General features: G+C 64.2%; 15 protein-coding genes and 1 pseudogene. 9 read left to right on the top strand and 7 right to left on the bottom strand.

The features are described 5' to 3' along the window. Position 1 precedes the first annotated feature (1 nt). Positions 2-2,941 (top strand): Z1 domain-containing protein, encoded by a 2,940-nt coding sequence (locus ACIBH2_RS10265; RefSeq protein ID WP_397115505.1) that lies wholly within the window; start codon positions 2-4, stop codon positions 2,939-2,941. Between the two features lie 9 nt (positions 2,942-2,950). Here ACIBH2_RS10265 and ACIBH2_RS10260 read toward each other — a convergent pair whose 3' ends face one another. Both ACIBH2_RS10260 and ACIBH2_RS10255 read right to left on the bottom strand, forming a co-directional pair. Then, positions 2,951-3,718 (bottom strand): very short patch repair endonuclease, encoded by a 768-nt coding sequence (locus ACIBH2_RS10260; RefSeq protein WP_397115503.1) that lies wholly within the window; start codon positions 3,716-3,718, stop codon positions 2,951-2,953. Between the two features lie 11 nt (positions 3,719-3,729). Beyond that, positions 3,730-5,013, bottom strand: coding sequence for a DNA cytosine methyltransferase (locus ACIBH2_RS10255; RefSeq protein WP_397115501.1), 1,284 nt, complete (start codon positions 5,011-5,013; stop codon positions 3,730-3,732). Between the two features lie 263 nt (positions 5,014-5,276). Here ACIBH2_RS10255 and ACIBH2_RS10250 point away from each other — a divergent pair, with 263 nt between their 5' ends. From ACIBH2_RS10250 to drmB, 5 genes are all read left to right on the top strand, one after another. Continuing rightward, complete coding sequence (locus tag ACIBH2_RS10250; protein WP_397115499.1) at positions 5,277-5,861, top strand: hypothetical protein; 585 nt, start codon at positions 5,277-5,279, stop codon at positions 5,859-5,861. 275 nt (positions 5,862-6,136) lie between these two features. Beyond that, the gene (locus ACIBH2_RS10245; RefSeq protein ID WP_397115497.1) at positions 6,137-10,852 is read left to right on the top strand and encodes a DEAD/DEAH box helicase; all 4,716 of its coding nucleotides are present in this window, start codon (positions 6,137-6,139) and stop codon (positions 10,850-10,852) included. Further along, a complete protein-coding gene (locus ACIBH2_RS10240; protein ID WP_397115495.1) occupies positions 10,849-12,768 on the top strand; it encodes a UvrD-helicase domain-containing protein in 1,920 nt (639 codons plus the stop codon). Before ACIBH2_RS10245 ends, ACIBH2_RS10240 begins: the two co-directional genes overlap by 4 nt. Continuing rightward, positions 12,761-15,943 (top strand): helicase-related protein, encoded by a 3,183-nt coding sequence (locus tag ACIBH2_RS10235; protein ID WP_397115493.1) that lies wholly within the window; start codon positions 12,761-12,763, stop codon positions 15,941-15,943. Before ACIBH2_RS10240 ends, ACIBH2_RS10235 begins: the two co-directional genes overlap by 8 nt. Position 15,944: 1 nt before the next feature. Further along, the gene (gene drmB, locus ACIBH2_RS10230) at positions 15,945-17,747 is read left to right on the top strand and encodes a DrmB family protein (protein WP_397115491.1); all 1,803 of its coding nucleotides are present in this window, start codon (positions 15,945-15,947) and stop codon (positions 17,745-17,747) included. 34 nt (positions 17,748-17,781) lie between these two features. Here the strand turns inward: drmB and ACIBH2_RS10225 are convergent. From ACIBH2_RS10225 to ACIBH2_RS10215, 3 genes and pseudogenes are all read right to left on the bottom strand, one after another. After that, positions 17,782-18,156: pseudogene (locus tag ACIBH2_RS10225) on the bottom strand (class II aldolase/adducin family protein); the annotation flags it as partial. A gap of 173 nt (positions 18,157-18,329) precedes the next feature. Then, positions 18,330-19,391, bottom strand: a complete 1,062-nt coding sequence (locus ACIBH2_RS10220) for an MBL fold metallo-hydrolase (RefSeq protein WP_397115489.1) — start codon at positions 19,389-19,391, stop codon at positions 18,330-18,332. Positions 19,392-19,823: 432 nt separating this feature from the next. After that, the gene (locus ACIBH2_RS10215) at positions 19,824-20,711 is read right to left on the bottom strand and encodes a helix-turn-helix domain-containing protein (RefSeq protein WP_397115487.1); all 888 of its coding nucleotides are present in this window, start codon (positions 20,709-20,711) and stop codon (positions 19,824-19,826) included. An 86-nt stretch (positions 20,712-20,797) separates the two neighbouring features. Here ACIBH2_RS10215 and ACIBH2_RS10210 point away from each other — a divergent pair, with 86 nt between their 5' ends. Both ACIBH2_RS10210 and ACIBH2_RS10205 read left to right on the top strand, forming a co-directional pair. Further along, on the top strand, positions 20,798-21,691 hold the full coding sequence (locus tag ACIBH2_RS10210) for an NAD(P)H-binding protein (protein ID WP_397115485.1): 894 nt from the start codon (positions 20,798-20,800) through the stop codon (positions 21,689-21,691). Between the two features lie 209 nt (positions 21,692-21,900). Continuing rightward, a complete protein-coding gene (locus tag ACIBH2_RS10205; RefSeq protein ID WP_397115483.1) occupies positions 21,901-22,113 on the top strand; it encodes a cold-shock protein in 213 nt (70 codons plus the stop codon). A gap of 1 nt (position 22,114) precedes the next feature. Here the strand turns inward: ACIBH2_RS10205 and ACIBH2_RS10200 are convergent, their stop codons facing one another. Beyond that, the gene (locus tag ACIBH2_RS10200; protein WP_397115481.1) at positions 22,115-22,918 is read right to left on the bottom strand and encodes a DNA polymerase beta superfamily protein; all 804 of its coding nucleotides are present in this window, start codon (positions 22,916-22,918) and stop codon (positions 22,115-22,117) included. Positions 22,919-23,609: 691 nt separating this feature from the next. Here ACIBH2_RS10200 and serA point away from each other — a divergent pair. Beyond that, the gene (gene serA / locus ACIBH2_RS10195; RefSeq protein WP_397115479.1) at positions 23,610-25,208 is read left to right on the top strand and encodes a phosphoglycerate dehydrogenase; all 1,599 of its coding nucleotides are present in this window, start codon (positions 23,610-23,612) and stop codon (positions 25,206-25,208) included. A gap of 89 nt (positions 25,209-25,297) precedes the next feature. Here the strand turns inward: serA and ACIBH2_RS10190 are convergent, their stop codons facing one another. Continuing rightward, positions 25,298-25,537 carry a hypothetical protein gene (locus ACIBH2_RS10190; protein WP_397115477.1) on the bottom strand — a complete coding sequence of 80 codons (240 nt, stop codon included), beginning with the start codon at positions 25,535-25,537 and terminating at the stop codon, positions 25,298-25,300. Positions 25,538-25,678: the final 141 nt, after the last annotated feature.

The following is a 25,678-nucleotide window of genomic DNA, read 5'->3' as shown; positions in this document are numbered from 1 at the left end:
TATGGAGCTACGAATCGCGCTGCACTCCTCCGTGCTTTCGGACATGGCGGGCAGTAAACCCAAACGTCTGCTACGGGCTATGCGTTACCAGGCCGAAGACCTACCTGGGTCCGGTGCCTTCGCTAGTGAAGAGGATTTCCGCCAGGTACTTTTGTCCGCCACACCCGGTGACTCGGTCGTGGCGTTGTGGCGAAAGCAATTGCGCGCCTGGGATTTCGCCACGAATCAGCTGTGGTCAACCGCGCTGCCGTGCACTGACGAACGGCGAGGAGATATCTACCGCGAACTCGATCTCGAACCGGGCACGGCCAAGCTGCTCGAAGCGGTGGTCCCGGTGATCAAGGCGGCCGTGCCGGTTGTCATCAGCAACGAATTTGTGCCGTGGTATTCCCTGCATCAGGGCCAATCCTGGTACTGGCCGCTCTATACGGGGCTATTGGCCCGTAAGGGTTGGTCCGACGAAGCGATCGCTGGGCTCGATATGTCGACCGAAGCGGTGGTCGAGCGACTGTCGGATCCGACGCGACCTGAGGCGTACCAATCGAAAGGGTTGGTTGTCGGTTACGTCCAGTCGGGCAAGACCGCCAACTTCACCGGTGTGATCGCGCGAGCCATCGACGCCGGCTACCGATTGGTCATCGTTCTCGGCGGGACATTGAATCTGTTGCGCGACCAAACCCAACGGCGGTTGGACAAAGAGCTGGTGGGGCGAGAGAACGTCCTGCGTGGGGCCAGCGAATACGAATCCGATTACGCCGATGATCCGGAGTGGATCCAACGAAAGTTCGTCGAATTCGGTGCCGCGCCTTCGGCATTGGGTGGCTTCGATATCCATCGCCTGACAACCCGGTACGACGATTACCAGAGCCTGTTGCAGGGGATTGTGGCTCTGGAGTTCGAGAAGCGGGAGCCGGCCCTTCCGCTCTACGATCCGCAAAACCTGCACCGCGCGGCCGCGCGTCTGATGGTCGTCAAGAAGAACAAGGCGGTTCTCACCAAACTTGTGAAGGATCTCAAGAAGATTCGCACGCCGCTCGACGAGATTCCCGTGTTGATCATCGATGATGAATCCGACGAGGCTTCGGTGAACACATCGCGGCCGAAGCCCGATGCCGAGCGAACCGCGATCAACGAAAAGATCTCGGAGTTGTTGCGAATGCTGCCGCGTGCGCAGTACATCGGCTATACGGCAACGCCTTACGCGAACGTCTTCATAGATCCCAGCGACACCGGTGACATCTTCCCCAAGGACTTCATTATTTCGCTCGACCGACCCCAGGGCTACATGGGTGCGGCCGACTTCCATGACCTGGAATCGGATCTCTCGGACGAGGAGCGTACCTTCGCGACGTCCAACGAACTGGCACATGTGCGCGATGTCGTGGTTGCCGACGATGACGATACCGGCCCGTTGCGGCGCGCGATCGACATGTTCGTGCTCACAGCCGCGATGAAGCTGTATCGCATCGACGCCGAGGGCCTCGAGCTCGACCACTTCCGCCACCACACGATGCTCATCCACGAATCGAACTGGGTCGAGAGCCACCGAGAACTGCTCGGGCGTGTTACCCAATTGTGGTGGCAGTCGGGCTATTCCAGCTCGACCGGACACGAGCGGCTGCGTGAACTGTTCGAGACCGACATTGCCCCGGTCTCGGCCGTCCGTGCAGAGGGCCACGCCGTGCCGGCCTCGTTCGAGGCCCTCTCTGCGTTCATCGGTCCGGCAGTCATGAACATCGGTGGAGACCAGCAACCGATCATTGTCGTGAACGGCGACAAAGATCTCGAAACCGGCACAGCGGATTTCGATCGCCGCTCGATTTGGAAAATTCTGATCGGCGGGCAGAAGCTCTCCCGGGGCTTCACGGTGGAGGGGTTGACGGTCACCTACTTCCGTCGGCGAGCGAACAACGCATCAGCCCTGATGCAAATGGGCCGATGGTTCGGGTTCCGGCCGGGCTACCGGGACCTGGTGCGGTTGTACATCGGGCGCGAGGAAGAGCACGGCAAACGCGGTATCGACCTCTACAAGGCATTCGAAGCCGTTTGCCTTGACGAGGAGAGCTTTCGTGACGAGCTGGAGCAGTACGCCGCCATGGTCGACGGCACGCCGCAGATCACGCCCGCGCAGGTCCCGCCACTGGTCTCCCAGCACCTGCCGTGGCTGAAACCGACCAGCCCCAACAAGATGTACAACGCTCGCCTGGTCGAGGTGCGTTCACCCGGGCGCTGGAAGGAGTTCTACGACTATCCCAAGCCCGGTCCGGATCTGCGTCACAACGCGGAACTGTGGGCACCGGTGTTGGCTCGACTCGAAGCCGCGCCAACAGAATTCAGGTACTTGATCCCCGAGGAGAACGTCGCGCACAGGTTCCAAGCGCTGACCGGCCGTCTCGATCCGAACGAGTTCCTCGACATTCTCGAATCGTTGCGCTGGCGCGTCCCATCACTGTTCACGCCTCATCTCGAGTATCTGCGCGACATCACGAGCGGCCCGCGCAAAGGCGTCGACGAGTGGATAGTTCTCGCGCCGCAACGGGTTCGGCATGCGAAGGGTATCGTCCTCGATGCGAGCGGGCGGCGCTTCGACTGGTGGGAACGCGGCCGCACGCGCGATTCGATGTTCAGCCGGGTGAGCGAGCCGAAACAGAGCGCGGTGGCGACCCGGATCGCGGGTGGGGTTGCGAATTCGGGTGATCCTGTCACGGAGAGTTTCGTCGCCGACCGTCGCGGGGTCGTGATGCTGTTTCCGATCGTCGAGCCCGACCATGCGGTGGAGATCGCCGATGACGGTCGCATTGATCTCCGAAAGGTTGTGATGGGCTTCGGATTCGCGGCGCCCGTGACCGCGATCGGCGATGACAACAAACTACTGCGGTTCACCACGATCGACTCTTCGCAGGATGCCGCCATTATCGACCGGGTAACCACCGGGCTATAGGTGGAGGAACTATCGGCCCGCAGGAGGATCGCCGCGGCGTGCAACGACGATCTCGGCGATTCGATCGGCCGCGACTTCGGGGTCTTCGTGCTCCCACACTCGGACGACACGCCACCCCGCCTCCGTCAGGAGGCGGTCGGTCTCCCGATCGCGACGTCGATTGCCCTCGATTTTGGTATCCCAGAACTCTCGATTCTTCTGAGACGGGCGGTAGTGCTCGGGACAGCCATGCCAGAAACACCCATCGCAGAACACTGCGACCTTCGGTCCGAGAAAGACGACATCCGCTCTGCGGCGGATGGCTCGGACGGGCCTGGTGTCCACCCGATACCCGAGCCGGTGAGCGCGAATCGCGGCACGGAGTGCGAGTTCCGGTCGCGTATCCTTGTTGCGATTGGCGCGCATTACCGATCGGACGGCCGGTGTACTAGCCCACGAGGTTCTCGGCGCAGTGGTTCTCGGAATCAGATGCCGTTCGTGTGCGAGTCGCCAGCCTTGTTCGAGGTCGCGTCGCCGAGTTGCGCCGTCTACTTCACCAACTAGCCTGGTCGTGGTCTTTCGCTTGTCCGCCCAACGGAGGTAGGCGCGAACTCGACCTGTGGTGGACTGTCGCTTCAAGACAATCGACGCTCGCACGAACCGACCATCGCCCAAATCCACCAAGCGCTGTTCGCGGCCGCCGGCGGCACGATCCTGCTCCGCGACGCTGGCCGTGCGACCGCGCCCGACTGGGAACCGCGCCGCCCGGTCAGGTGGCGAATCCGTCTGACGTGTCATCGTGTTCAGTTCTACCCAGTCGATTCCGCTTCGGCGAGAGCAATCGCGACAGCCTCGGCGAACGCTTGCCCGAGCAGCACCGGAACAGCGTTGCCCAACTGTCGCATCTTCTCACTCCTCGGACCTTCGAGTCGCCAATCATCAGGAAACGTCATCACGCGGGCCGTTTCACGCACAGTCATGTACCTGTGCGTTCCGTCATCGAGCAACACGACGGATTCTCCGCCTGGAACGCCGTGAACCCCCGCCTTGACGGTCTTGGCCGGGCGGTCCAACTCGTTGGGGGTATGGCCCGGGTATATTCGCGCGTCAGGCCAGCCGATGTGGTCGGTGAAGCCACCAAGATTTCGTTCCCGGCGGTCGAGATGTTCGGGCCTGATTCGAGGCAAGGGCGGCTGACCGTCGATGCCTTTGATCGCATCGCGCAGCGTTCGCCAAGGCGGGAGTCGTTCCGAGCTGGACTGGAGAGTCGTTTGCGCGGGCTGTCGTGCCATCACGCGTTCGCGAACCTTCCGCGGCACTTCCGGATGGCGGGCCCAATAGCTGCCGTCCGCCATGTCTTCGTACAGACTGTTGTCCGAGAATCTTGGTGCGACCAAACGTCGAAAACGTTTCAGGTCGACGCCGAGATCACGGCGAAAGGCCACGAGAATGACTCGGTGCCTGATCTGCGGTACGCCGTAGTCGGCGGCGTTGACATCGAAATGCTCCACGTCGTAGCGCTCGTCATCGGGCAAGTTGCATTTTGCGAGCATGCGTCGCAACGCCATGTCGTGGTCACGCCAATCGCTGCCTTCGGCACGCACCTGGAATGGAAGTGCGAGTTCACGCTCGATGTATTCGAAGTATGGTCGAAACGACGGTCTCAACAACCCGCGTACGTTTTCGCAGATCACGGCCTTCGGTCGCATCTCGCGGATAGCGCGAAACATGTGCGGAAACCCGTTCCGGTCATCCTCGTCGCCCCGCCCGATTCCACCAAGTGAGAAGGGCTGGCAGGGCGGCCCGCCCGCGAGGACGTCGACGTTTCCCTGAAGGTAGTCGAAGTCGAGCTTTCGTACATCTCCGACGACCAGAGGCGGCCGTTCGCCAGGACCTGGAATCCTCAGAGGCTGGCCCTCGTCCAGCGGCGTCGCGACATTGGCGGCCAGCGTCTCACAGGCCCGCTTGGCGAACTCGTTGAACAGAAGCGGACGGAACCCCGCCCTCTCGACCGCCATCGCCAAACCGCCGCCCCCGGCGAAGAGCTCTACGCTCGTACGCTGAGCGTTAGCCGCACTCCGCTGTTCTGACATGGCGAAACAATATCGTGACTGTCTCGGCGGCGTGAAGGAACCGCCTCCACGTCCGAGGTTGTCCTCGGCCCATGCGCGAAAAGTGCTCGTGCTCACCATCTTTCGTGATATCACTACCGAACTGATTCCTGGTGAACGCCCGACGTCGATACCGTGCCACCGATATCCTTGACGGGTACTCGCGACGTCGACCAACAGCGCTTCCGATCGTTCGAAACCGGCTGGTGAAGATGTCCGACATACCCGAAGGCGTCCGATCTCGAGTGATCGCCGAGCTCTATCGCCAAGCCGCCGAACTCGATTGGGAGTTACTCCCGGCGACGGAAAAGAAGCTGCGGTACCGCCGCTGGGCCGCGGACCCAGCGATTGGCGGCCGTCTCCGGGAGTATCTGGGTGAACAGCGGATCCCCACGTGGATCAAAGACACGCCTATGAAGGAATACGCCCGGGCGCAAGAGGGATTCGGTTCGATGGCTCGGTTCGCGGTCCGTCGCTTCCGTCCCCCGGACTACCTCATCGAAACGGCGCTCGGCCCCGAATGGCGGATTCGCCCCGGAAGCGTCGGCGAGAAGCCGATGCACTGCTTCGCCTGCTCTGCGGAGGAAGAGCGATACGTCTGTTGGGGAAGGCCGAGCACCTTTCGCGATCTCGTGTGGGCCGCGCTGAAGGCCGCCGTCGAAATGCCTACTCGGCCAATGATCATCGTCACGCTGCAGGAGGGAATCGTACTGCCCCCGGAAGATCAGAAGACGCAATCGGCGATCGCGGAGCATTGCCGTATGGATCTTCGGTACGTGGGGCGTCAGCTCTATATTCCGGACGATGATGTATCCGAACATCTGTTCTAACGGCAACGGGCACGAATCAACTTGTCGGTGCCGTCTGGCACTATTCCGGTCATCAACGCCAGCTATCCGTGCGGGGCTTGTAACAAGCGGTGGGCCGTCGCTGATGAACAATCCATTGCCCGCACCTCGATGAGGAACGGCAAGGGCTTCAACTACTTTGGGGATACAGGGATGATGTCGGGGACTGTCGACTCCGCAGGCGGGCATGTCATGAGAATTCGAGCCGCGACGGGCAGCGGGTCGCCTGTGCATCAGTACCGGGAAGTTGGAATCTCGTGACGAAACCGGCCGTCGACCTCTCGGATGTGACCCGAACGGTTGTCGATCAATCGAATCGCGTTGTGCAGTCGTACCGGGCCGACCCGGGACTCATTCAGGAACACGCCAACAGTGAGCGCCGTATCACCCAGGGCGGCTACGGATCCCGGCAGTTGTACGAGCTTGTTCAGAACGGTGCGGACGAGATGCGCGAGGTGGATCGCGGAGGTCGGATCCAAGTCGTTCTCACCGAGAAGCATCTGTACTGCGCGAACCAGGGTTCGCCGGTGTCCGCCCGCGGTGCCGACACCATCCTGCGAATGTCGGTCTCGCACAAGCGCGGCGGTCAGATCGGTCGGTTCGGCGTAGGCGTGAAGTCGGTGTTGTCCGTCAGTGACACGCCTCAATTCTTTAGTACCACAGGATCATTCGGATTCGACAGGGCTTGGTCGGCGGGGGTGATCCGCGCCATCCATCCCGACGCGGGTGAGACCCCGGTGCTCCGAATGGCTCGTGTACTGGACGCCGTGCGAGAGCGGACGACCGACGCGATACTCGACGAATTGATGCGGCACGCGACCACTGTCGTTCGGCTGCCACTGTTGCCGGGCGCCGCACACCGACTGGCGGCGGATATTCGCAAGTTCCCCAACGCTTTTCAGCTGTTCTCCGACCATGTCGGTGATCTCGTCCTGGAGGATCGCCGCGATCTTCCGATTTTTCGTCGCTCAATGGCGATGCGCGTCGCGGGCACGTCGCACAAACTGACCGAGGTGCAGACCGGCACGAAAACCGTCGAGGAAGGCTGGCGGGTCTTCTCCACGACGTACGTGCCATCGGCTGAAGTCCGTGGCCGCGCGGGTGAATTGCATGATCGACCCGAGATCGATATCTCCTGGGCGGTACCGGATTTCCGTCCTTCGCCCGCGGGGCTGATGTATCCGCCCACCGGTCGCGGTGTCTTCTGGTCCTTCTTTCCCACCGAGTTCGATACCACACTACGAGGCTGTCTCAATGCCGCGTGGAAGACGAACGAGGACCGTCAGGCGCTGCTGCGGGGCAGCGAACTCAATGTGGAGCTCATCGAGGCCTCGGCCCGCCTGGTAGTCGATTCGCTGCCCGGCCTGGTCGATGACCGCGATATCGCCGCCTACCTTCCGCTGCTGCCCGGACGCGTCCGTGAATCACCGAACTGGGCCTGCGCGCAACTGACCGCGTCGGTCTGGAAGTACGCGGCGGTCCGCCCCTCGCTGCCGGATCAGGATGGACGGTTGCGCGAGCCCAGCCAGATCAAGGTCCATCCGGACGGACTCGACAAGCCGTGGCTGTCCGCATGGGCGAGTTACCCTGGCCGGCCTTCCGATTGGATCCACCACTCGATCGACTATCAGCGCGATCGCCGCGGCAAGGTGAGTCACGTCCTCGAAGCGGCGAAACTGAGCCCGCGAGGTGTCAGGGAATGGCTGGAGGCGCTGGTTGGTGACGGGACGGCCGAGGCTTCCCGTGTCGCCATCGAGATTCTCGACGACATGGTCGCGCGGAACTACAGCGAGGTAGCCGAGGCTCGATTGGCGAAGATCGTGCTGACCGAGCGGAACGGATTCGTGGCACCGATCGCGGGCGAGGTCTTCCGGCGGTCCGGAAACGACGGTCTGCGAGACGATCTCGTGTATGTCCACCCCGGCGTTGCCGATGTGCCGCTGGTGGCGGGGAAACTCGGCCGATTGGGCGTGCACGAGGCGGATCGCTCGGGTCGGTTCGCGGCGGTAGTGGATCGAGGATTCGACGACTACGGCCCTGATTCCTGGATGAGGTTCTGGGAGTTGTTCCGCGCCGCAGGTTCGAGTCGTTCCGTCGCTTTGGTGAAGGAGAAGGTCGCCGACCCGCTGTCCGTATTGTGCGTACGCACCCTCGATGGTGCCATCCGCCCGATGCGAGATTGTCTGATTCCCGGAAAGGTGGTGCCCGCCAACGGGTCCAGGGACGCGAGCGTCGGCGTCGATATGCGTGTCCACGGTGACGATCGAGCGAGCCTTTTCGCGCTCGGTCTCACCGAGGTGCCGACCTTGGGCCATCGGCCCGAACAGGAAGAGTGGTTCGACGAATACCGGACGGCAATGTACGAGCGGTACTGCGAGGCGAACCTCAGTAGTACCGCATCGCGCCCGGCGATATCCCGTTTCCATCTCGAGGGAGCACGTACCGCTGGGCCTTTGCGCCTGTTGCGTCAGCTCTCGCCGGAGGGTCGAGCGGCGTTCATCACGCATATGCCTGATGAAGGCGTCGTGCGCAATTGGACATCTCAGTTGGGCAGAGAGCCGTCGACGCGCACGGCCATCCCGTCACCGCTCACGTGGTTGCTCACCAACGAAGGGTATTTCCGAACGTCCCACGGGCTTGCCCGGAAAAATGCCTGTGTCTCACCGGCTTTGAAGCAGCATTCGACGGTTCTTCCGGTCGCCGACCTCGGCCTCGAGAAGGCTCGCAAGCTGGAACTCGCCGAGCGGCTGGACGCGGTCGCGCCCGGAATCTGGAAACGCGTCCTCGAACGTGTTGTGCGAAGCGACGATGACGAATATATCGGCCAGGCGTACGCCCTCCTGATCCACGCTCCGGAAAGAGTCTTCCAGGCGGTAGATACCGAAACCCGGTGCCGAGTCGGCGACAGCTGGGACAACCGACCGGACAACGAGATCGCGGTCGCGAGTAATCGGAGCGACTTCGAGACCTTGGTCCTCGAGGGCTGTCCCGCGATTCTGGCTCCTGGCACCGACGCAGCCGAAACGATGATCGGCGATTGGGGAATGCTCCGCCCCGCCGACGTGATCTCCAAGGAGACCAGACACGTACCGGACGGCGACCCCATTGCCTTGGCCGAGGCGTTCCCCGCGCTACGCCAACGTTTCGGGATGAATATCGGCACCGTGCAGTACTGCACGGAATTGCAATTGATCACGCGCACACCGAAGGGCGCTCGATCGACTCCGCTGGCTGTGGCAAAGCAGGGCAGCACCGTTCTCCTACAGGGTCCGGTGGGCGAACTGGACGCGCTGGTGGCGATCGATGGTGTCCTGGGGTGGGGCTTGGGGCGCGAGGGATGCGGGAAGCTGCTCGAGCGTCACCGGCAACGAATGGCCGAGGTCGCACAGAATGAGGCCGTTCTGCGAATCAAGGACGCCGACAGCGTGATCGACAAGGTGTTGCTGCTTGTCGGAGAGGAGGCGCTCCGTACTGGGCTCCCCGAGGGACTGCTCGACAGCGAGCGCGTCGATACCCCTGGACTACTCCCCACACCGCGCCGGATCGCCGAGCTTGCCTACAACGCACACGGTGACGAGGTACTCAAGAACCATCGGAACACCATCGCATCGCGATACCCGGACGCGCCCGTCAAGTACGACGGCTCGCACACCGCGCTGAAGTTCGTCTCGGACTTCGGGTTCCCCGAGGCCTTCGCGGGCAGCCGGGGTGTGTCCCTCAGCCCGCGCGTAGTGGTTGAAGGTCCGCGTGAATTCCCACGTTTGCACGAATACCAGGAGCGTATGGCCTCGAATCTGGTTTCGCTGCTGCTCGATCCGACGCCGCGGCGCGCGATGCTCTGTTTGCCCACAGGTGCGGGAAAGACACGGGTCACGGCCGAAGGCGTCATCCGTTGGCTCAAGGATGTTGGCGGCCTGTCGGGCCCGATTTTGTGGATCGCACAGACGGAGGAGCTGTGCGAGCAGGCTGTACAGAGCTGGAAGTTCGTGTGGGAGAAGACCGGAGCCGAAGCCGACCTGGTCATCAGTCGACTGTGGTCTTCGAACGAGTCCACGCCCACCACCAGCGGGCCGCACCTCGTCGTGGCGACCGATGCCAAGCTGCTCGCCTGCCTCGACAAGGACGCCTACGCGTGGCTTCGGGATCCGAAACTGGTGATAGTCGACGAAGCACACGTCGCGCTCGCGCCCTCGTACACGGGACTGCTGCAACAGCTCGGCATTACTTCGCGCGAGACCTCACGTCATCTGATCGGTCTCACCGCGACCGCCTACCGAGGGCGCAATGAGGATGAAACTCGCAGGTTGGTGCAACGATTCGGCAACCATCGATTGGATCGTGGTGTCTTCTCCAGCGATGAGCTGGAAGATGCGTACAAGGATCTACAGGATCTCGGAGTACTGGCCCGGGTCGAGCATCGTGAAATCGACGGTGGCGAATTGCGACTCACCGAGAAAGAAGTAGCGGACGCCAGCAGGTTCAGCGTTCTGCCGCGAGCCGCGGAACAGCGACTCGCGGACGATCACGCCCGTAATGACCGGTTGCTCAACGAGATCGAGCGAATGCCGGACGACTGGCCGGTGCTGCTGTTCGCGACCTCGGTGGCGCATGCGAAGTTCATGGCCGCGAAGCTCATGGATCGCGGCATCTCCGCGGCGGCGATCGACTCCGCTACCGCTCCGACGACCCGGCGAGACCGCATCGAGGACTTCCGTCGCGGCCGTACCCGGGTACTCACGAATTACGGTGTGCTGACGCAGGGATTCGATGCTCCAGCGACTCGGGCTGTCGTGGTCGCGCGACCTGTATACAGTCCGAATGTCTATCAGCAGATGATCGGCCGCGGATTACGCGGCCCGCGCAACGGTGGAAAACCAACCTGCCTGATTCTCAACGTCCGCGACAATATCGCGAACTTCGGCGAAGCCCTCGCCTTCACCGAATTCGAACATCTCTGGAGGGCGAGCCGATGAGCGACGACGTTTATCGACGCAGTTACCCGCTCACCGAGGAACAGCAGGTTGTCGTCGAACAGTCTTGGGATGCCGCCGTTCTGGTCACCGCCGGGGCCGGCACGGGTAAGACGCACACATTGGTACGGAGGCTGGACGCGCTCGTACAACGCGACGAGGTCAAGGCCCATGAGATCCTGGTGCTGAGCTTCTCGCGGGCGGCGGTTCGGGAGTTGACTCACCGCATCGCTCGGCATTCGGAATCCGCTCGGCGCGTGCGGGTTCAGACCTTCGACGCCTGGGCGACTTCACTGCTGATGGATGTGAACGCCGCCGGGGAATGGCGGAGTCAGCCGTTCGATGACCGAATCGCGGCAGCGACCACAGCTGTCGAACGAGGGCTTGCCGACGACTGGTACGCGGACGATCTCGCGCACATCATCGTGGACGAGGTGCAGGATCTGGTCGGGCTTCGCCGACAGATGGTTCAGACCTTGATCGCACGGTTTCCAAACGCGGGACTGACCGTCGTCGGCGACAGCGCCCAGGCCATCTACTCGTGGCAAGCGCGGAGTTCGAAGGGGTGTGCCCCGGAACCGAGCTTCTTCGATTGGTTGCGTGAGCGCTTCGCGGACGACCTCGTAGAACTGCGTCTGACTCGCAACTTCCGCGCGCGAACACCGGAAGCCGCGACCGCGCTGGCATTGGGACCGGCGGTGAGTGAGTTGTCGTCTGGCGACGAGCTAGGGCGGAAGAATGCCGAGAGCGTCTACCAGTCTCTCTCGAGTCGACTAGCCGCAGTCGAGCCGATTGGCTCGCTCGACGATCAATCAGTGCTCGACGATCTGACGCACTACCCGGATACCTGTGCGATCCTCACCCGTGACAACGGGCAGGCCCTCTTGCTCTCGGAAAAGTTGAGAGCGAAAGGGGTGCCGCACACCCTCAAGCGGGCCGCCACGGCCCGCCCGGCCCCGCACTGGCTGGCCGATCTCTTCGAATACGCGGTGACGCCGACGGTGACCGAGGATCAGGTGAAAGCTCTCGCCGCAGAGCGTCTGGGTGCCGACGACACTGCCGCCCAGGAACTTTGGCGCGCGATGCGGTCGATGGAGCGGGGCCGCGGCGGGAGAAGAGGAGCAGTCTCGCTCGATGCGATCAGGCAGGCGATCATAGAGCGGCGAATTCCCGACGAACTGGTCCCCGTCCAGGCGGACAGGCTGGTCATCTCGACGATTCATCGCGCTAAGGGCCTGGAGTTCGATCGGGTCATAGTCGTGCGGCCATCGAAATATCGACGCTCGGCCGATAACGATGCCGCGGAAGCGGCCCGGCTGTTGTATGTGGCGTTGACCAGACCCAGGGATCTGCTGCTGAGCATCGACGAGGTTTGGTCGAAATTTCGAATGACGACCAAGGACACGAGGATCGGGCGCTGGTACATCGCGAAACCCGGTCCGAAGTACCGGCTCTACCGAGGTGGGGTCGAAGCCCTCGGCGATGAGATCGACGGCAGCCGGCCTCCGGAGAGCGCCGCGCCCAATTCCGCGAGTCCGATTCAAACCTACATCCAACAGCGAGTTCGACCAGGTGACCCGGTCGAGTTTCGCCGCGGCGCGGACTACTCCCCGGACGAGCGGTTGAGTCCGCCTTATGTCGCCTACCACCGCGACCAGCCCATCGGCATCGCGTCGGAGAAGTTTCGCGCCGACCTGCATGCCCTGTTCAAGCATGGTCCGGATTTCGTGGTTCGGAGTTGGCCGATGCTCATTTCCGGAATGTGCGTCGAGACCGTGGAAACGCTGGCTGGCAGCCCCGCACTCACAGAACGTGCCGGGCTGGGTGATACGGGTGTCTGGCGCGTACCGCGACTATGTGGACTTGGAGCCTTCAGCGGTTGGCCGGCTAAAGCGAAAAAAGAAGGCGACGATGCATAACGCGCACTACGAACTCCGCGACGCGATCCACGAGCGTCTTCGCGCGGATCTACTCGGCCCCGCCGGTGGCGTGAACGAGCTCTTGACCGACGACACTCCCATCGCGGCCTACCTGACCGGGGTGCTGTACCCCCAACAGCGTGACCTGGTAGCCGAGATCGAGATAGCTGGGGAAGACGACGGATCCGACAACACGTTGACCGACGGGTACCCGGACCCGGATGAACCCGGCGACGTCGGGGTCGCGCTCGCGGGTCGGCGTCGCCCGTCATCGATGGGCTTGACCTTTGTCGCGGATCCATCGGTGACAGACACCTTGCTCGTGAAAGTCGCGGCTGCGCGCTATATTCCGCAAGACAGGGTCGGCAACCCTGTCGAACCGCAACGCTCCGAAGCTCGCTCGATGGACGAGCAGCGTGAGCAGTGGCAGCGGGTGGAACTCGATTTGCCGGTTGTTTCCATCGATTTGCGGCTACAGGGCCGCACGACTTCCCACCAGCTGGCCGAGCGGTTGGAGCTGCGGGCGTATGTACGTCACGCAACTCAGAACGGCCATGTGACCCTGACGATTTCGCTCATCAATGAGCACCGCGTGGGCCGTTTCGACCTGCAGGACGCCTTCTGCTTCTTCCAGCCTTCGATCGAGGTCGCGGGTCCGGAAGGCACGTCGCCGATCGTGGAACGCCGAGCCAACGATGGAGCCGTCGACAGCGAACTGGAACTGAGTCGGCTGCTCTACAGGTACGCACCGGTTTTCGCCGCCGGACATGGCTGCGCCACCGCATGGGACTGGATGCCCGAACGACCAGGTATCCGACCTGCCCCTGGTCCCGCCCGGGTCAGCAGCGTGTCGACCACGTTCGTACCGGACCTCGCGGTTCTGCTCACCGATTCGAACCCCGACATCCGTGACGACGCTCTCGCTATGGCAGATCTCGGCACGAAGTCGAAGCCTGCGGTGGTAGCGGCGCTGACCGATCTGCTCGATGGTTACGCCGCGTGGATTCGGGAGCGAGAGAACGAGGCGGCGGAGCTTGCCGATACCGAATTCGGCTCGGCCGCGGCAGCTCAGATCCAGGAGTGCGTCGAAGCGCTACGCCGTATGCGCTCGGGCTTGTCGTGCCTCGAATACTCGGATGGCGACAAGGTTTTCGAGGCCTTTCAGTTGGCGAACCAGGCGATGGTGCGGCAACGCGCACAAGCCAAATGGGCTCGTGGGGGCCGGGTCGGCTCCCCCGAGTACGACGGACGGTGGCGTCCCTTCCAGATCGCGTTCGTGTTGCTGTGCCTGGACGGGATCGTCGACAAGGAACATCCAGATCGGGATGTGGCCGATCTGTTGTGGTTCCCAACGGGCGGTGGTAAGACCGAGGCGTACCTGGGTTTGGTCGCCTTCACCACCTTTCTACGACGGCTCCGCGACCCCGAGTACGGCGGCGGCGTCACGGTTCTCATGCGTTACACCCTGCGGCTGCTGACCCTGCAACAGTTCGAGCGGGCGGCGACGCTGATGTGTGCGATGGAGCTCATGCGTCGTGAGCAGCCCGGTGCGCTCGGCTCGGAGGAAATCTCGATCGGTATGTGGGTCGGAGCCTCGGCGACACCGAACCGACTCGATGACGCCGCCGCGGCGCTGGAACGACTGCGTGCTGGGCAGAAGCTCAAAGAGAAGAATCCGGCGCAGATGCAGAATTGCCCGTGGTGCGGGTTCCGGTTGGACGCGATCGATTACGAGGTGGACGAGCCCAATACCCGGCTGCACATTCGCTGTCCGAACAACGATTGCGAATTCCGGAGCGGGCTTCCGGTCCACGTTGTCGACGACTGCGTCTTCGACGCGCATCCCACCCTCGTCATCGCGACGGTCGACAAATTCGCGTCGATGGCGTGGCGGTCGAAGACCGCGAACCTTTTCAATCGTGATCGCAGCGACCGGTTTCGACCGCCGGAACTCATCGTTCAGGACGAACTTCATCTGATCTCCGGTCCCTTGGGGACGTTGACCGGGCTGTACGAGACGGCGGTGGATCTGGCGGCCGACCACCCGAAAGTCATCGCGTCGACCGCGACGATCCGCCGGTCCGTCGATCAGGGGTTGCAGTTGTTCAACAGGAGGACAAAGCAATTCCCGCCTGCGGGCCTGGATGCCCGCGATTCGTGGTTCGCGGTGGAGACGGCGGCCGAAACCAAGGCGACGCGGTTGTACGTCGGACTGTTGGCTCCGAGCACCAGCCAGGCGACCCTTCTCATTCGCGCGTACGCCGCGCTGCTGCACGCTGCCCAGGTCGTCGACGCGGATGATGAAGTGCGAGACGCGTATTGGACACTGGTCGGCTACTTCAACAGCCTGCGACTGCTCGCTTCGGCGGATCTTCAGGTTCGCGACGACGTCGAACGTCGTCTCGAGTTCTTGGCGGAACGCGATGAATCGAAAGCACGTCGGGTGCACGAACAATCAGAGCTGACAAGCCGTGCGGACGCGAGCGACGTGCCACTGCGACTGAAGATGCTGGAGACCCGCTATCCGAACGCGCTCGACGTCATGCTGGCCACGAACATGATCTCCGTCGGCGTCGATGTCGACCGGCTGGGGCTGATGGTCGTCATGGGCCAACCACAGACAACCGCGGAGTACATCCAGTCGACCAGCCGTGTCGGTCGGCGGCATCCTGGTCTCGTTGTCACACTGCTGCACGCGACACGCGCGCGGGACCGATCGCATTACGAGAACTTTCAAGGCTTCCACTCGGCGTTGTACCGCGAGGTCGAATCATCCAGTGTCACACCGTTCTCGGCGCGGTCGCGTGACCGTGGCCTGCATGCGGTCCTGATCGCCTTGGCGAGGTTGCTCATTCCCGTAGCTCGAGCGAACGAGGCGGCGGCGGATATCGATTCGTTCCGCGACGAGTTGGAACTGGTCAAGGACAAACTGCTGGCCCGTGTCCGCGCCGTCGACCCCAAAGAGTTCGAGCACACCGCGCGGGCCTTGGACGAGATCATCGAATGGTGGGCTGCTCTTGCCGAGGAGAAGCCCGGACTGGTGTACGAGGCAAAGTCCCGGCAGCCCGATGCTCTGCTCGGTACCTTCGACGATCCCCCCGCCTTCGAGCGAATGCCCACTCTGTGGAGTCTTCGCGATGTCGACGCGGAGTCCGCTCTCTTCTCGAGGAAATGATATGAGTCCAGTGCCCGCACGGGGCCGCAAGCGTCGACCAGCCCTCCCGGAGACCCGGGGATATCCCAAAATTGGGTCGGTACGGCGCGCACAGCTGATCACCACCTACGGTGTTGGTGCCCTGGTCGCCTTCGAGAACGGCTCCTACATCGTTTGTGGACTGGATGATTGGACGCTGCATGACACGCGGACCATCGAAGAACCTCGACTTGCCGGGATCCTTGGGGTGGACAACTTCCGACTGCCTCCGGCACCAGCCAAGGAAGCCGGTGACGGGATCAAAGTTCGTCGGTTCCCCCGCTGGTACTCATGTGCGAAATGCCTTCGCCTCGCCCCTTTCTCGGAGTTCAACTCGCCGAAAGGAACGATCAGATGCGCGGAGTGCGACGAGGAGCTCGCTCCGTCGCGTTTCATCGCCGCGTGCGCCGACGGCCATGTCACCGATTTTCCGTATCGCGCTTGGCTGCACCGTGTTCCGGACGAAGTCTCGGGTAGCTGCAATCGTGAGTTGAGTATCAGGACGCAGGGCACCACCGCGTCTCTTCGGTCGATCATCATTTCCTGCGAATGTGGCCGGAGCGCCTCGATGGAGGGATCGTTTCGTCGGAACGCGCTCTCCAGCTTGAAGATTCGCTGTTACGGGGATCAGCCGTGGCTCGATGTCGCCGGCGGCGTCCCATGCAGCGAGCCCCTGCGTACGCTTCAGCGCGGTTCGTCGGCGGGTTGGTACCCGATGGTCCGATCTGCGATATCGATTCCACCGTGGTCCGATGGCCTCTACCGGATCATCGGCCCGTATCTGTCCAGACTGCGGGGTCTCTCGGACGCTGAGATTGCCGGATACCTCAAGGTGGAGAAGTGTCTCGAGGGCACAGATTTCACGCCCGCCGACGCGATCCAGATAGTTCGAGAGGCCGAGGGTGGTGGCGAGGGCGGCCCGCCGGACTGGCCCGGCCTGCTGAAGCAGGAATACCTGATGCTGGGTAGCCGGACTTCGGAGGACAATCGCGAGCAGCAGTTCGTCTGCGAACCACCGACCACCGATTCCACGCCGGTACGACAGCTTGGAATTTCGAAGACCATGCTCGTGCATCGTCTACGTGAGGTCCGCGCGCTGCAATCGTTTACCCGGGTGGTCGGGCCGAGCGAACAGGACGACAAGAAGCGCATGGCCCCGCTGAGCAGGTCCAAGGTGTCCTGGCTGCCCGCGATCGAAGTCATTGGGGAAGGCGTGTTCCTCGATCTCAGCGGCAGTCGCCTCATCGAGTGGGAATCATCGCGTGCGGTTGTCGACCGTGTGACGGCGCTCCGTAACAATCACATTGTGGACCTTGTGGAGCGCACGGGGGGCTTGGTGACGGAGTCCTTCGTCACGCCGCGCTACGTCCTACTCCATACGCTCGCGCACATTCTGGTCAACGAGTGGAGCCTCGATGCGGGGTATCCCGCAGCCGCCCTGCGTGAACGTCTCTACGTCGCTGACGATATGGCAGGAATCCTGATCTACGCCGCGGCGACCGATTCGGCGGGCAGCCTCGGTGGTGTGGTCGCGCAGGGCGAGCCCGACCGTTTCGTCTCGACCTTGAAGGCGGCGCTCGAGCGTGCCAAGTGGTGTTCGTCGGATCCGTTGTGCATGGAGTCCGGGACAGTCGCGTCAGGCACCCTCAACCTGGCGGCCTGCCACTGTTGCGTCATGCTTCCTGAAACCAGCTGCGAGGCGAACAATCATTTCCTCGATCGCGCGCTGTTGAGCGGAACACCAGGGAACGTGGACATCGGATACTTCGCCGGGATCACCGGATGATGTGCCGGGGACGCGCACACTGCGGTCGATGTGTTCAGTGCTGCGCTCCGCCAAGGGGTTTCGGGGTGCCATAGGCGGTGTGTTGGATTACCTCATTGACGGCCATTTGTTGGTCGAAGGTGAGGGGTCGGGGGGTGCCGAGGGTGGCGGCGTCTAGGTAGAGGGTGCAGGCCCATTCGAGGAGGTGGGTGTGGGATAGGGCTGTGGGGAGGGTGTCGGCGTGGGTTAGGGTGCCGTGGTTGGCTAGGAGGGTGGCTTGTTTGCCTTTGAGGGAATTTACTACGGCGGTGGCTAGTTCGGGGGTGCCGAAGGGGTGGAAGGGGACTACGGGGGTTGGGCCGCCTAGGGGGAGTTGTTGGTAGTGGAGGACGGGGAGTTCGGTTAGGACCAGGCCTATGGCGGTGGATTTGGGGGCGCGGGTGTTGTCAGAGGCCGTGGGTGGTCAGTCTTTCGGTAGGCCCAGGGCGAATGCGAAACCGATGATGATGACGCTGATGGCGGAAATGGCGGCGATGCTCCACATGGGGGCAGGGTACTTCGGGGGGTGGGGGTTTGGGGGTGAAATGCGTTGGGGTGGAGGGGTTATGCGAAGGTCATTCGGGCGGAGGAGACGTAGTCTTCGGGGTCTATGAGCATGCGGATCTCGGGGCGGGTCGCGGTGGGGATTTTGGCTATTTCGGCGTGTAGGGGGGTGCGGAAGGCTTCGCCTCGGGCGGTGATGAGGGGGAGCCAGTTGTCGTGGTGGTTGGGGACGAACAGTTTTGGGCGGAGGGCCTCGATGTAGACGCGGGGGTCGCGTAGGCCGTTGGTGAACTGGTTGAAGCCTTGGACCGCGCCTATGTGGACGTCCGAGGGTGGGAGGGCGCGCAGGATCTCGAGGACCTGGGGGGCTCGGTCCAGGAGCGGGCCGGACGAATCATGCCAGGTGAGGGTGAAATTCGCGGTGCGGAACTGGTAGAGGAGGGTGCCGCCCTCGGGGGCGGAGAGGTTGCGGACCAGGTGGGCGGCGTCGGCGAGGTTCGGGCGGTGGGTGCGGACGTCGCCGAGGCAGGGGGTGGGGGAGACGCGGGCGGAGGCCGTCGCGCCGCGGCGGGTGGGGGCGGAGTGCAGGTGGCGGACGGCGGTGACCTCGAGGCCGGGCAGGAGGGTGAAGTCGTAGCGGTCGCCGGGCGGGGACTGTTTGGAACCCAGTTCCACGCAGGCGAATTCGGCCTTGAAGGCGACCTGTTTGCGGATCATGGCGCAGTGATCGGCGGTGCCGTAGACAGTCGCGCCGCTGGCCTGCGCGATGGCTCCGGCATCGGCGGCATGGTCGAAGTGGCCGTGGCCGATGAAGATGGCCTCCGGGCGCAGCGCGGCCAGTTGCGCCGGAGTGGTGGGGACATAGCCGGAGGTCAGACCGCGCGGCACCCAGGCATCGAGCAGAAAGACCGTGCCGCCCAGGGCGATAGCGAACCCGGCACAGCCGAACCAGGCCGCCACCACCCGCTCCGGATGAATCTCGCCGCTCACGGGGTCGACCGCGTCGCCGAAGAAATGTCGCCGCGCGGCAACGGTTTCCGCGCGCGTCGGAATGGGCAGGCTCGAGTCGGTGAGACCGGCGAACCTACCCGCCAGCCCGCTCAATATTCGGGTATTGCGCACCAACGGAATTCCTCCACGGCTGTCGCAGGGCCCGCCCCTCGATCAGCACCTGTCGACGCACCCGAGCAGCGGTACCGCCGCCTCGAACGGCGAGCACAACGGCATCCTCATTGTCACCGCCTCACCGTGTCGTGTCATCCGATCTTGGTGAATCGCGCGCTGGAGTGGACCTCGATCGCCGCGTGGCCGCCCAATGAGGGCGGACGGCATGCCCGCTCGGGGGCACGATCGCCGCAGGCGGTGTGCCCGCGTCAGCGTGGCGTGGCCGCATCATGGGCGCATCGGCCTTGGGCAACTGAACGGATCGGTACGGCCGCCATGCCCACCTGCCCGCCGTCGCGGATCAGCAGGTCGCGCCGCCCGCCTCCGCGCTCGACACGGACGGGGAAGCGCGCACCTGAACATGCTGCGCTGCAACGTATTCGCCCATACTCAAGCGACATTTCGCTCGCCGCCAACACCGAGAGAATTGCCGCGGCTCTGGTCAGCCCCGGCGACATAGCCGCTGTTCGCCTCGCCGACGACCCTGCACGCGGAGGGCGGAGGCAACTCCCCACGGAAGTAGGTCGCTGGCGGCACCCCCATGAGCGCCCGAAACTCCGACGACAAGTGGGACTGGTCGTAGAACCCTGTGCTGGAGGCGAGTTCGGCCCAGGAGGCGTCGCCCGCGCGAGCGATGACGCGGCGGACTCGGGTGATGCGCTCGAAGTGTTTGGGGGATACGCCGATCCCGGCGGCGAACAGGTTGCGGAGTTGCCGTTCGCTCACCGCCAGATCCGCAGCGAGCTCCGGCACCCCGGAAGGTGCGCCGCGGGCAATGGCCGAGACCGCTCCGTGCAACAGTTCGCGATGCGCGCGCTGAGTGTCACTCTCGGAAATGCGTTGTGGCAAAACAGATTCCAAGAACGAAACGATTTCTTCCGAGCCGAGTTCGACGAGTTCGTCCGCCAGCTGGCCGATCGCACCGGGCATATCGCGGAGTCGGAACACGTTGTCCGCCAGATCACCCGCCGCGACGCCGAGCAATTGTCGGGAAGTCCCGGGGGCCAACCGCATTCGCACGCATCCGGCGGCGGACTCCGTCGCCGTGTAGCTCGCCCGGGTCTGCGGTCCGACCACGAAAGCCGCACGGCGGCCGGAGGTCTCGGTGCGCACCACGATGGTGGTGGTCGTTTGTGGGATATGGACGAACGCCCCGGACACATCCGTCACCGTCGGGATCCGACCGAGCTCGGTGAGCCACGGCCGCAGCGACTCCGGGACGACCACCGGCGATTCGAGCAGGTCGGTGTTCCGGACGGGGCGCCGCGGGCTGGTCACCCGGTCGACTCTAGCCATTCGAGGCCGACGCGGGTGTGCCGAAATTTCCTATAATCGCAGGCGACCACGCCGACAGGATGATCGACATGATCCTGGTCACGGGTGCCACCGGCACCATCGGCAGTGAAATCCTCCGGCAGCTCTCGGCCCGCGGCGAACGAGTCCGCGCCGTTACCCGCGATCCCGCACGCGCCCAAGCGCTTCCGGGTGTCGAGGTGGTGCGCGGCGATTACGGCGATTCCGCCTCGATGGCCGCCGCCATGTCCGGCGCGACCGCGGTGTTCCTGGTCGGCGTACTCGGTCCGGACGATATCGACACCGACCGACAGCTCATCGCCACGGCCGTCTCCGCCGGAGTCCGCCGCGTGGTGAAGCTCTCCGCCGTCGGCACCGGCGACCCCAGCCTCGGCCGGGTCGGCACCTGGCATCTGCCGGGCGAGAATTCGGTACGCGACAGCGGATTGGAGTGGACGATCCTGCGCCCCAGCTCATTCGCGTCCAATACGCTGACGTGGGCCGAACCGCTGCGCGCCGGGCAGCCCGTGCCCAATCTCTCCGGCACCGGCGTCCAAGGGATCGTCGATCCACGCGATGTCGCGGCCGTCGCCGTGGAAGCGCTGACCGGCCAAGGACATTCGGGCATGGTCTACACCCTCACCGGACCGGAACTTCTCAGCGTCCCCGACCAGGCGGCCGTACTCGCCGGGGTCCTGGGCCGCGAGGTGGCGGTGGTCGACGTACCCGAGCACGCCGCGCGAGCGCACATGCTCGCGGCGGGCAGATCGGAGGAGTATGCCGACGGCGCACTCGCCGGGCAGGCGTATGTGCGCGCGGGCGGCAACGCCGTACTCACCGACCATGTGACCAAGGTGCTCGGCCGCGCCCCGCGCGGCTACGCGGACTGGGCGGCGGCCCACGCCACCGAATTCGCCGCCCCCGAACCCACTCGCGCCGTGACCGCCGCCGCACGCACCAGTTGACCCGAAGTGGCTCGCGGGCAGCCTCCGCCAGCCACCCGGTCGACTTCGCCACGAGTCTCCACCGAGCGCTGTCCGCTCGCCCCACCCCCCGTTCCCCCTCACTACCGCCCGGTACCCGGTTGTTTGCCGGGCCGCCCGCGTGCCACCCTTGATCCGGCACGGGCGGGGCCGTGCCTTCTATCAGGGTGACGCTTCGAGAGAGTGTGGAAATGGCCCGCGGGACTGTGAAATGGTTCGACAGCAAGAAGGGTTTCGGCTTCATCAGCCCCGATGAGGGGGGACCGGATGTGTACGTCGAGTACACCGCCGTCGAGGGGGTGGGATTCCGGTCGCTGGAGGAGGGCCAGCGGGTGCGATTCGAGGTGCGCCGCACCAAGCCGGGCCCGGAAGCCCTCCAGGTGAGCGTCATCCCCGACGTGTGACCTACCTCAGAGCCTGACGGCGGAAGAACTCCGCGGTCAACGCCCGCGGCCTGGTCAGATCCCGGTCGCCGTCGCGAGTGAACGCCGCTGGGGCGCGCTCGAATTCGGCATCGATGAAATGGGCGATGGGGCTCGGAACCGTTCCGGTCCCCATTTCCCTGGTACGTGATTTCAGATCCGTCAATTCACGCACCGCGTCCACGAAATCGGCGGGCAATTCGCATTGTTCGAGCAATGTCGGCAGATGCATGGGAGCGACCGCCGCGTCAGGGTGTTCATTCAACCAACGCAGCGCCATTGCCGGGCGCAGCGAATAGAACACCTTCTTCAGCGACGGGTTCGCATCGAACAGTTTCCACTGCCGCCGACCCAGGTGCAGATAATGCATCGCCACCCGATTCCGGTCGGCCACGGCCGCCGCCAATTCGCGCAGTTCGTCGCGGAATTCGGTGTCACCCCGGTAGACGATCGGCGACATCAGCCATTCGATGAGCACCGCGTTGCCCGCCACCAGCAGGCGCAGCGCCTTGGCCAGATCCCAGCCGTTCACATCCAGCAGCCCGACCAGCGGCGTCTCGATGACATCGCGCACCGGCCACGGCGTCAGGTAGTCGTCGAGGTGCGCGACGTAGACGAACCGGCAGTCGTAGTCCGAATCGGGGGAGGGGAAACCCCAAGCCCGACTGCCGCTTTCGATGGCGAGTCGGATGTCGACGCGGTGCTCGCGCTCGATCCGGCGCAGCTCGTCGTCGATCGTGGCGACCACCGTCGGATCCATGGTGGAGGGGATCGCACGCAAGGTCATGGACGCTGACGCTAGTGCGGCGACCCGGCCCCGGTCCACCAGTTTTCGGGGCTTGAATCCAGCACCGAACTATGCGTGATCTGCTCGTTATAGGCGAACGCATTCGCGCGCCATATGACTCGCCCCACAGGTAGTTACTTCCTGTTATGCACATCACATCGCGGTAAACCCCGGTAACGACTCCGAAATACCGCCCGATATGCTCGGCGTCAGACAGTTCAATTGAGTTTCGCAAGGAGAGGTATCTCAATGATCCCCGTTATTATCGACACCGGTTCCGCTGCTCTCGACGGTCTGCTTTCGACCGGTAGCGCCGCGCTCCACGGCATCCTGAACACCCTGTGGACCGGCTCCTTCGGCGGCTGAATCTACTAGTCGAACAATTCGACTGAAAAGCCCGCCCTCGGACTCCGCAGCTCCGAGGGCGGGCTTTTGTCTATCCTGGGCCGATTTGCCGCATGCGCGGAGTTTGCCCGGACCGACCGCGCGGGTCGGGTCGCGGCGGCGCTCGCACCGGCGGGTGGCCGACCCCAGCTAATTGGACAGGCGACCTGGAGTCGCGTGATCATCGGCAAAACCCCTTGTCGCGCTTGTGAAGGCACCCGCCTACCGGGCGGTAAGGGCAACCGAAATCACGCACACTAAGCTGGGCCGCGAAAATGCCGATCCCATTCCTCCAGGAGTACCCCCAGTGAGCCAAGCAGGCCGTCCTGTAGTTCTGATCGCCGACAAGCTCGCCCAGTCGACCGTCGACGCGCTCGGTGACGGCGTCGAGGTTCGCTGGGTCGACGGACCCAACCGGGCCGAGCTGCTCGCCGCCGTGCCCGAGGCCGACGCGCTGCTCGTGCGCTCCGCCACCACCGTCGACGCCGAGGTGCTCGAGGCGGGCAAGAAGCTGCAGATCGTCGCCCGCGCGGGCGTCGGCCTCGACAATGTCGACGTGCCCGCCGCCACCGAGCGCGGCGTCATGGTCGTGAACGCGCCGACCTCCAATATCCACACCGCCGCCGAGCACGCCGTCACCCTGCTGCTCAGCGCCGCCCGCCAGATCCCGGCCGCCGACGCCACCCTGCGCGAGAACACCTGGCAGCGCAGCAAGTTCAACGGTGTCGAGATCCTCGGCAAGACCGTCGGCGTCATCGGCCTGGGCCGCATCGGCCAGCTGTTCGCGCAGCGCCTCGCCGCCTTCGAGACCAAGATCATCGCGTACGACCCCTACACCTCCCCGGCCCGTGCCGCCCAGCTCGGCATCGAACTGGTGAGCCTGGACGAGGTGCTCGAGCGCGCCGACTTCATCTCCATCCACCTGCCGAAGACGCCCGAGACCAAGGGCATGATCAATGCCGAGACGATCGCCAAGACCAAGAAGGGCGTCATCATCGTCAATGCCGCCCGCGGTGGTCTGATCGACGAGCAGGCGCTCGCCGACGCCATCAAGTCGGGTCACGTGCGCGCCGCCGGTATCGACGTCTTCGAGACCGAACCCTGCACCGACAGCCCGCTGTTCGAGCTGCCGCAGGTCGTCGTGACCCCGCACCTGGGCGCGTCCACCGCCGAGGCGCAGGACCGCGCGGGCACCGATGTCGCCAAGTCCGTGCAGCTGGCGCTGGCGGGCGAGTTCGTGCCGGGCGCGGTCAATGTCACCGGCGGTTCGGTGAGCGACGAGGTCGCACCGTGGCTCGAGATCGTGCGCAAGCAGGGCGCGCTGCTGGGCGCGCTCGCCGATGAGCTGCCGGTCAGCCTGGAGGTCCAGGTGCGCGGCGAGCTCGCCGCCAATGATGTTGCGGTGCTGGAGCTCTCGGCACTGCGCGGAGTGTTCTCCGCGCTCATCGAGGATGCGGTCACCTTCGTGAACGCGCCCTCGCTGGCCAAGGACCGCGGCCTCGAGGCAACCGTCACCACCCACACCGAGAGCCCGACCCACCGCAGCCTGGTGGATCTGCGCGCGGTGTTCGGCGACGGCCGCACCCTGAACGTGGCGGGCACCCTGACCGAGCCGCAGCAGGTCCAGAAGATCGTGAACATCAACGGCCGCAACTACGATATGCGCGCCGAGGGCCTCAACCTGGCCGTCCTCAACTACGAGGACCGCCCGGGCCAGCTGGGCCGCCTGGCCACCAAGCTGGGCGAGGCCGGTATCGACATTCTGGCCGCGCAGCTCACCCAGGACCTCGACAAGGAGGGCGCGACCGTCGTCCTGCGCGTCAACAGCGATGTTCCGGCCGAGGTGCAGGCGAATATCGCCGAGGCCGTCGGCGCGGCCAAGGTCGCCCAGGTCGACCTGAGCTGAGCATGTCGGGCGCCCGCGCCTGAAAGATACTGCCGCCGAGCCCCTTCCACGATGGTGGAGGGGGCTCGGCGCGTTGGTGCGCGGGCGGCTCAGCGCAGCCGGGACTCGCGTTCCTCGATCGCGTTCTTCGCCTCCACCAGGCTGGCCGCGGGGTCGAGGTCGCGATACAGCTTGATCGCCTGGATCTTCTTGCCCCGCAGCAGAAGTGCGTCGATCTCACCGGAGTCGAACGTCGGACTCGGGTCGGGAATGCCGAGGTGCCGCATGATCAGGTCGAGTTTGCGTTCGAGCCGATCGATCCTGCGCTCGAGTCCGGAGTTGTCGAACATGCCCCGAACATACCGACGGTGACCGGCGCGATCCCAGTGACCGAGACCGGACAGTCCTCACCTGCGGCTGTTCGATCCCACTTATTGGGAGGGGTTCGCCCTGGTGGCAGGGGTGAGTGAACCACCCGCTATCGTGACCGA

Source organism: Nocardia sp. NPDC050406, from assembly GCF_044459025.1.
Classification (GTDB): Bacteria; Actinomycetota; Actinomycetes; order Mycobacteriales; family Mycobacteriaceae; genus Nocardia.
Note: the sequence above shows the minus strand (reverse complement) of the source record. Positions and strands in the feature narration are given on the sequence as shown.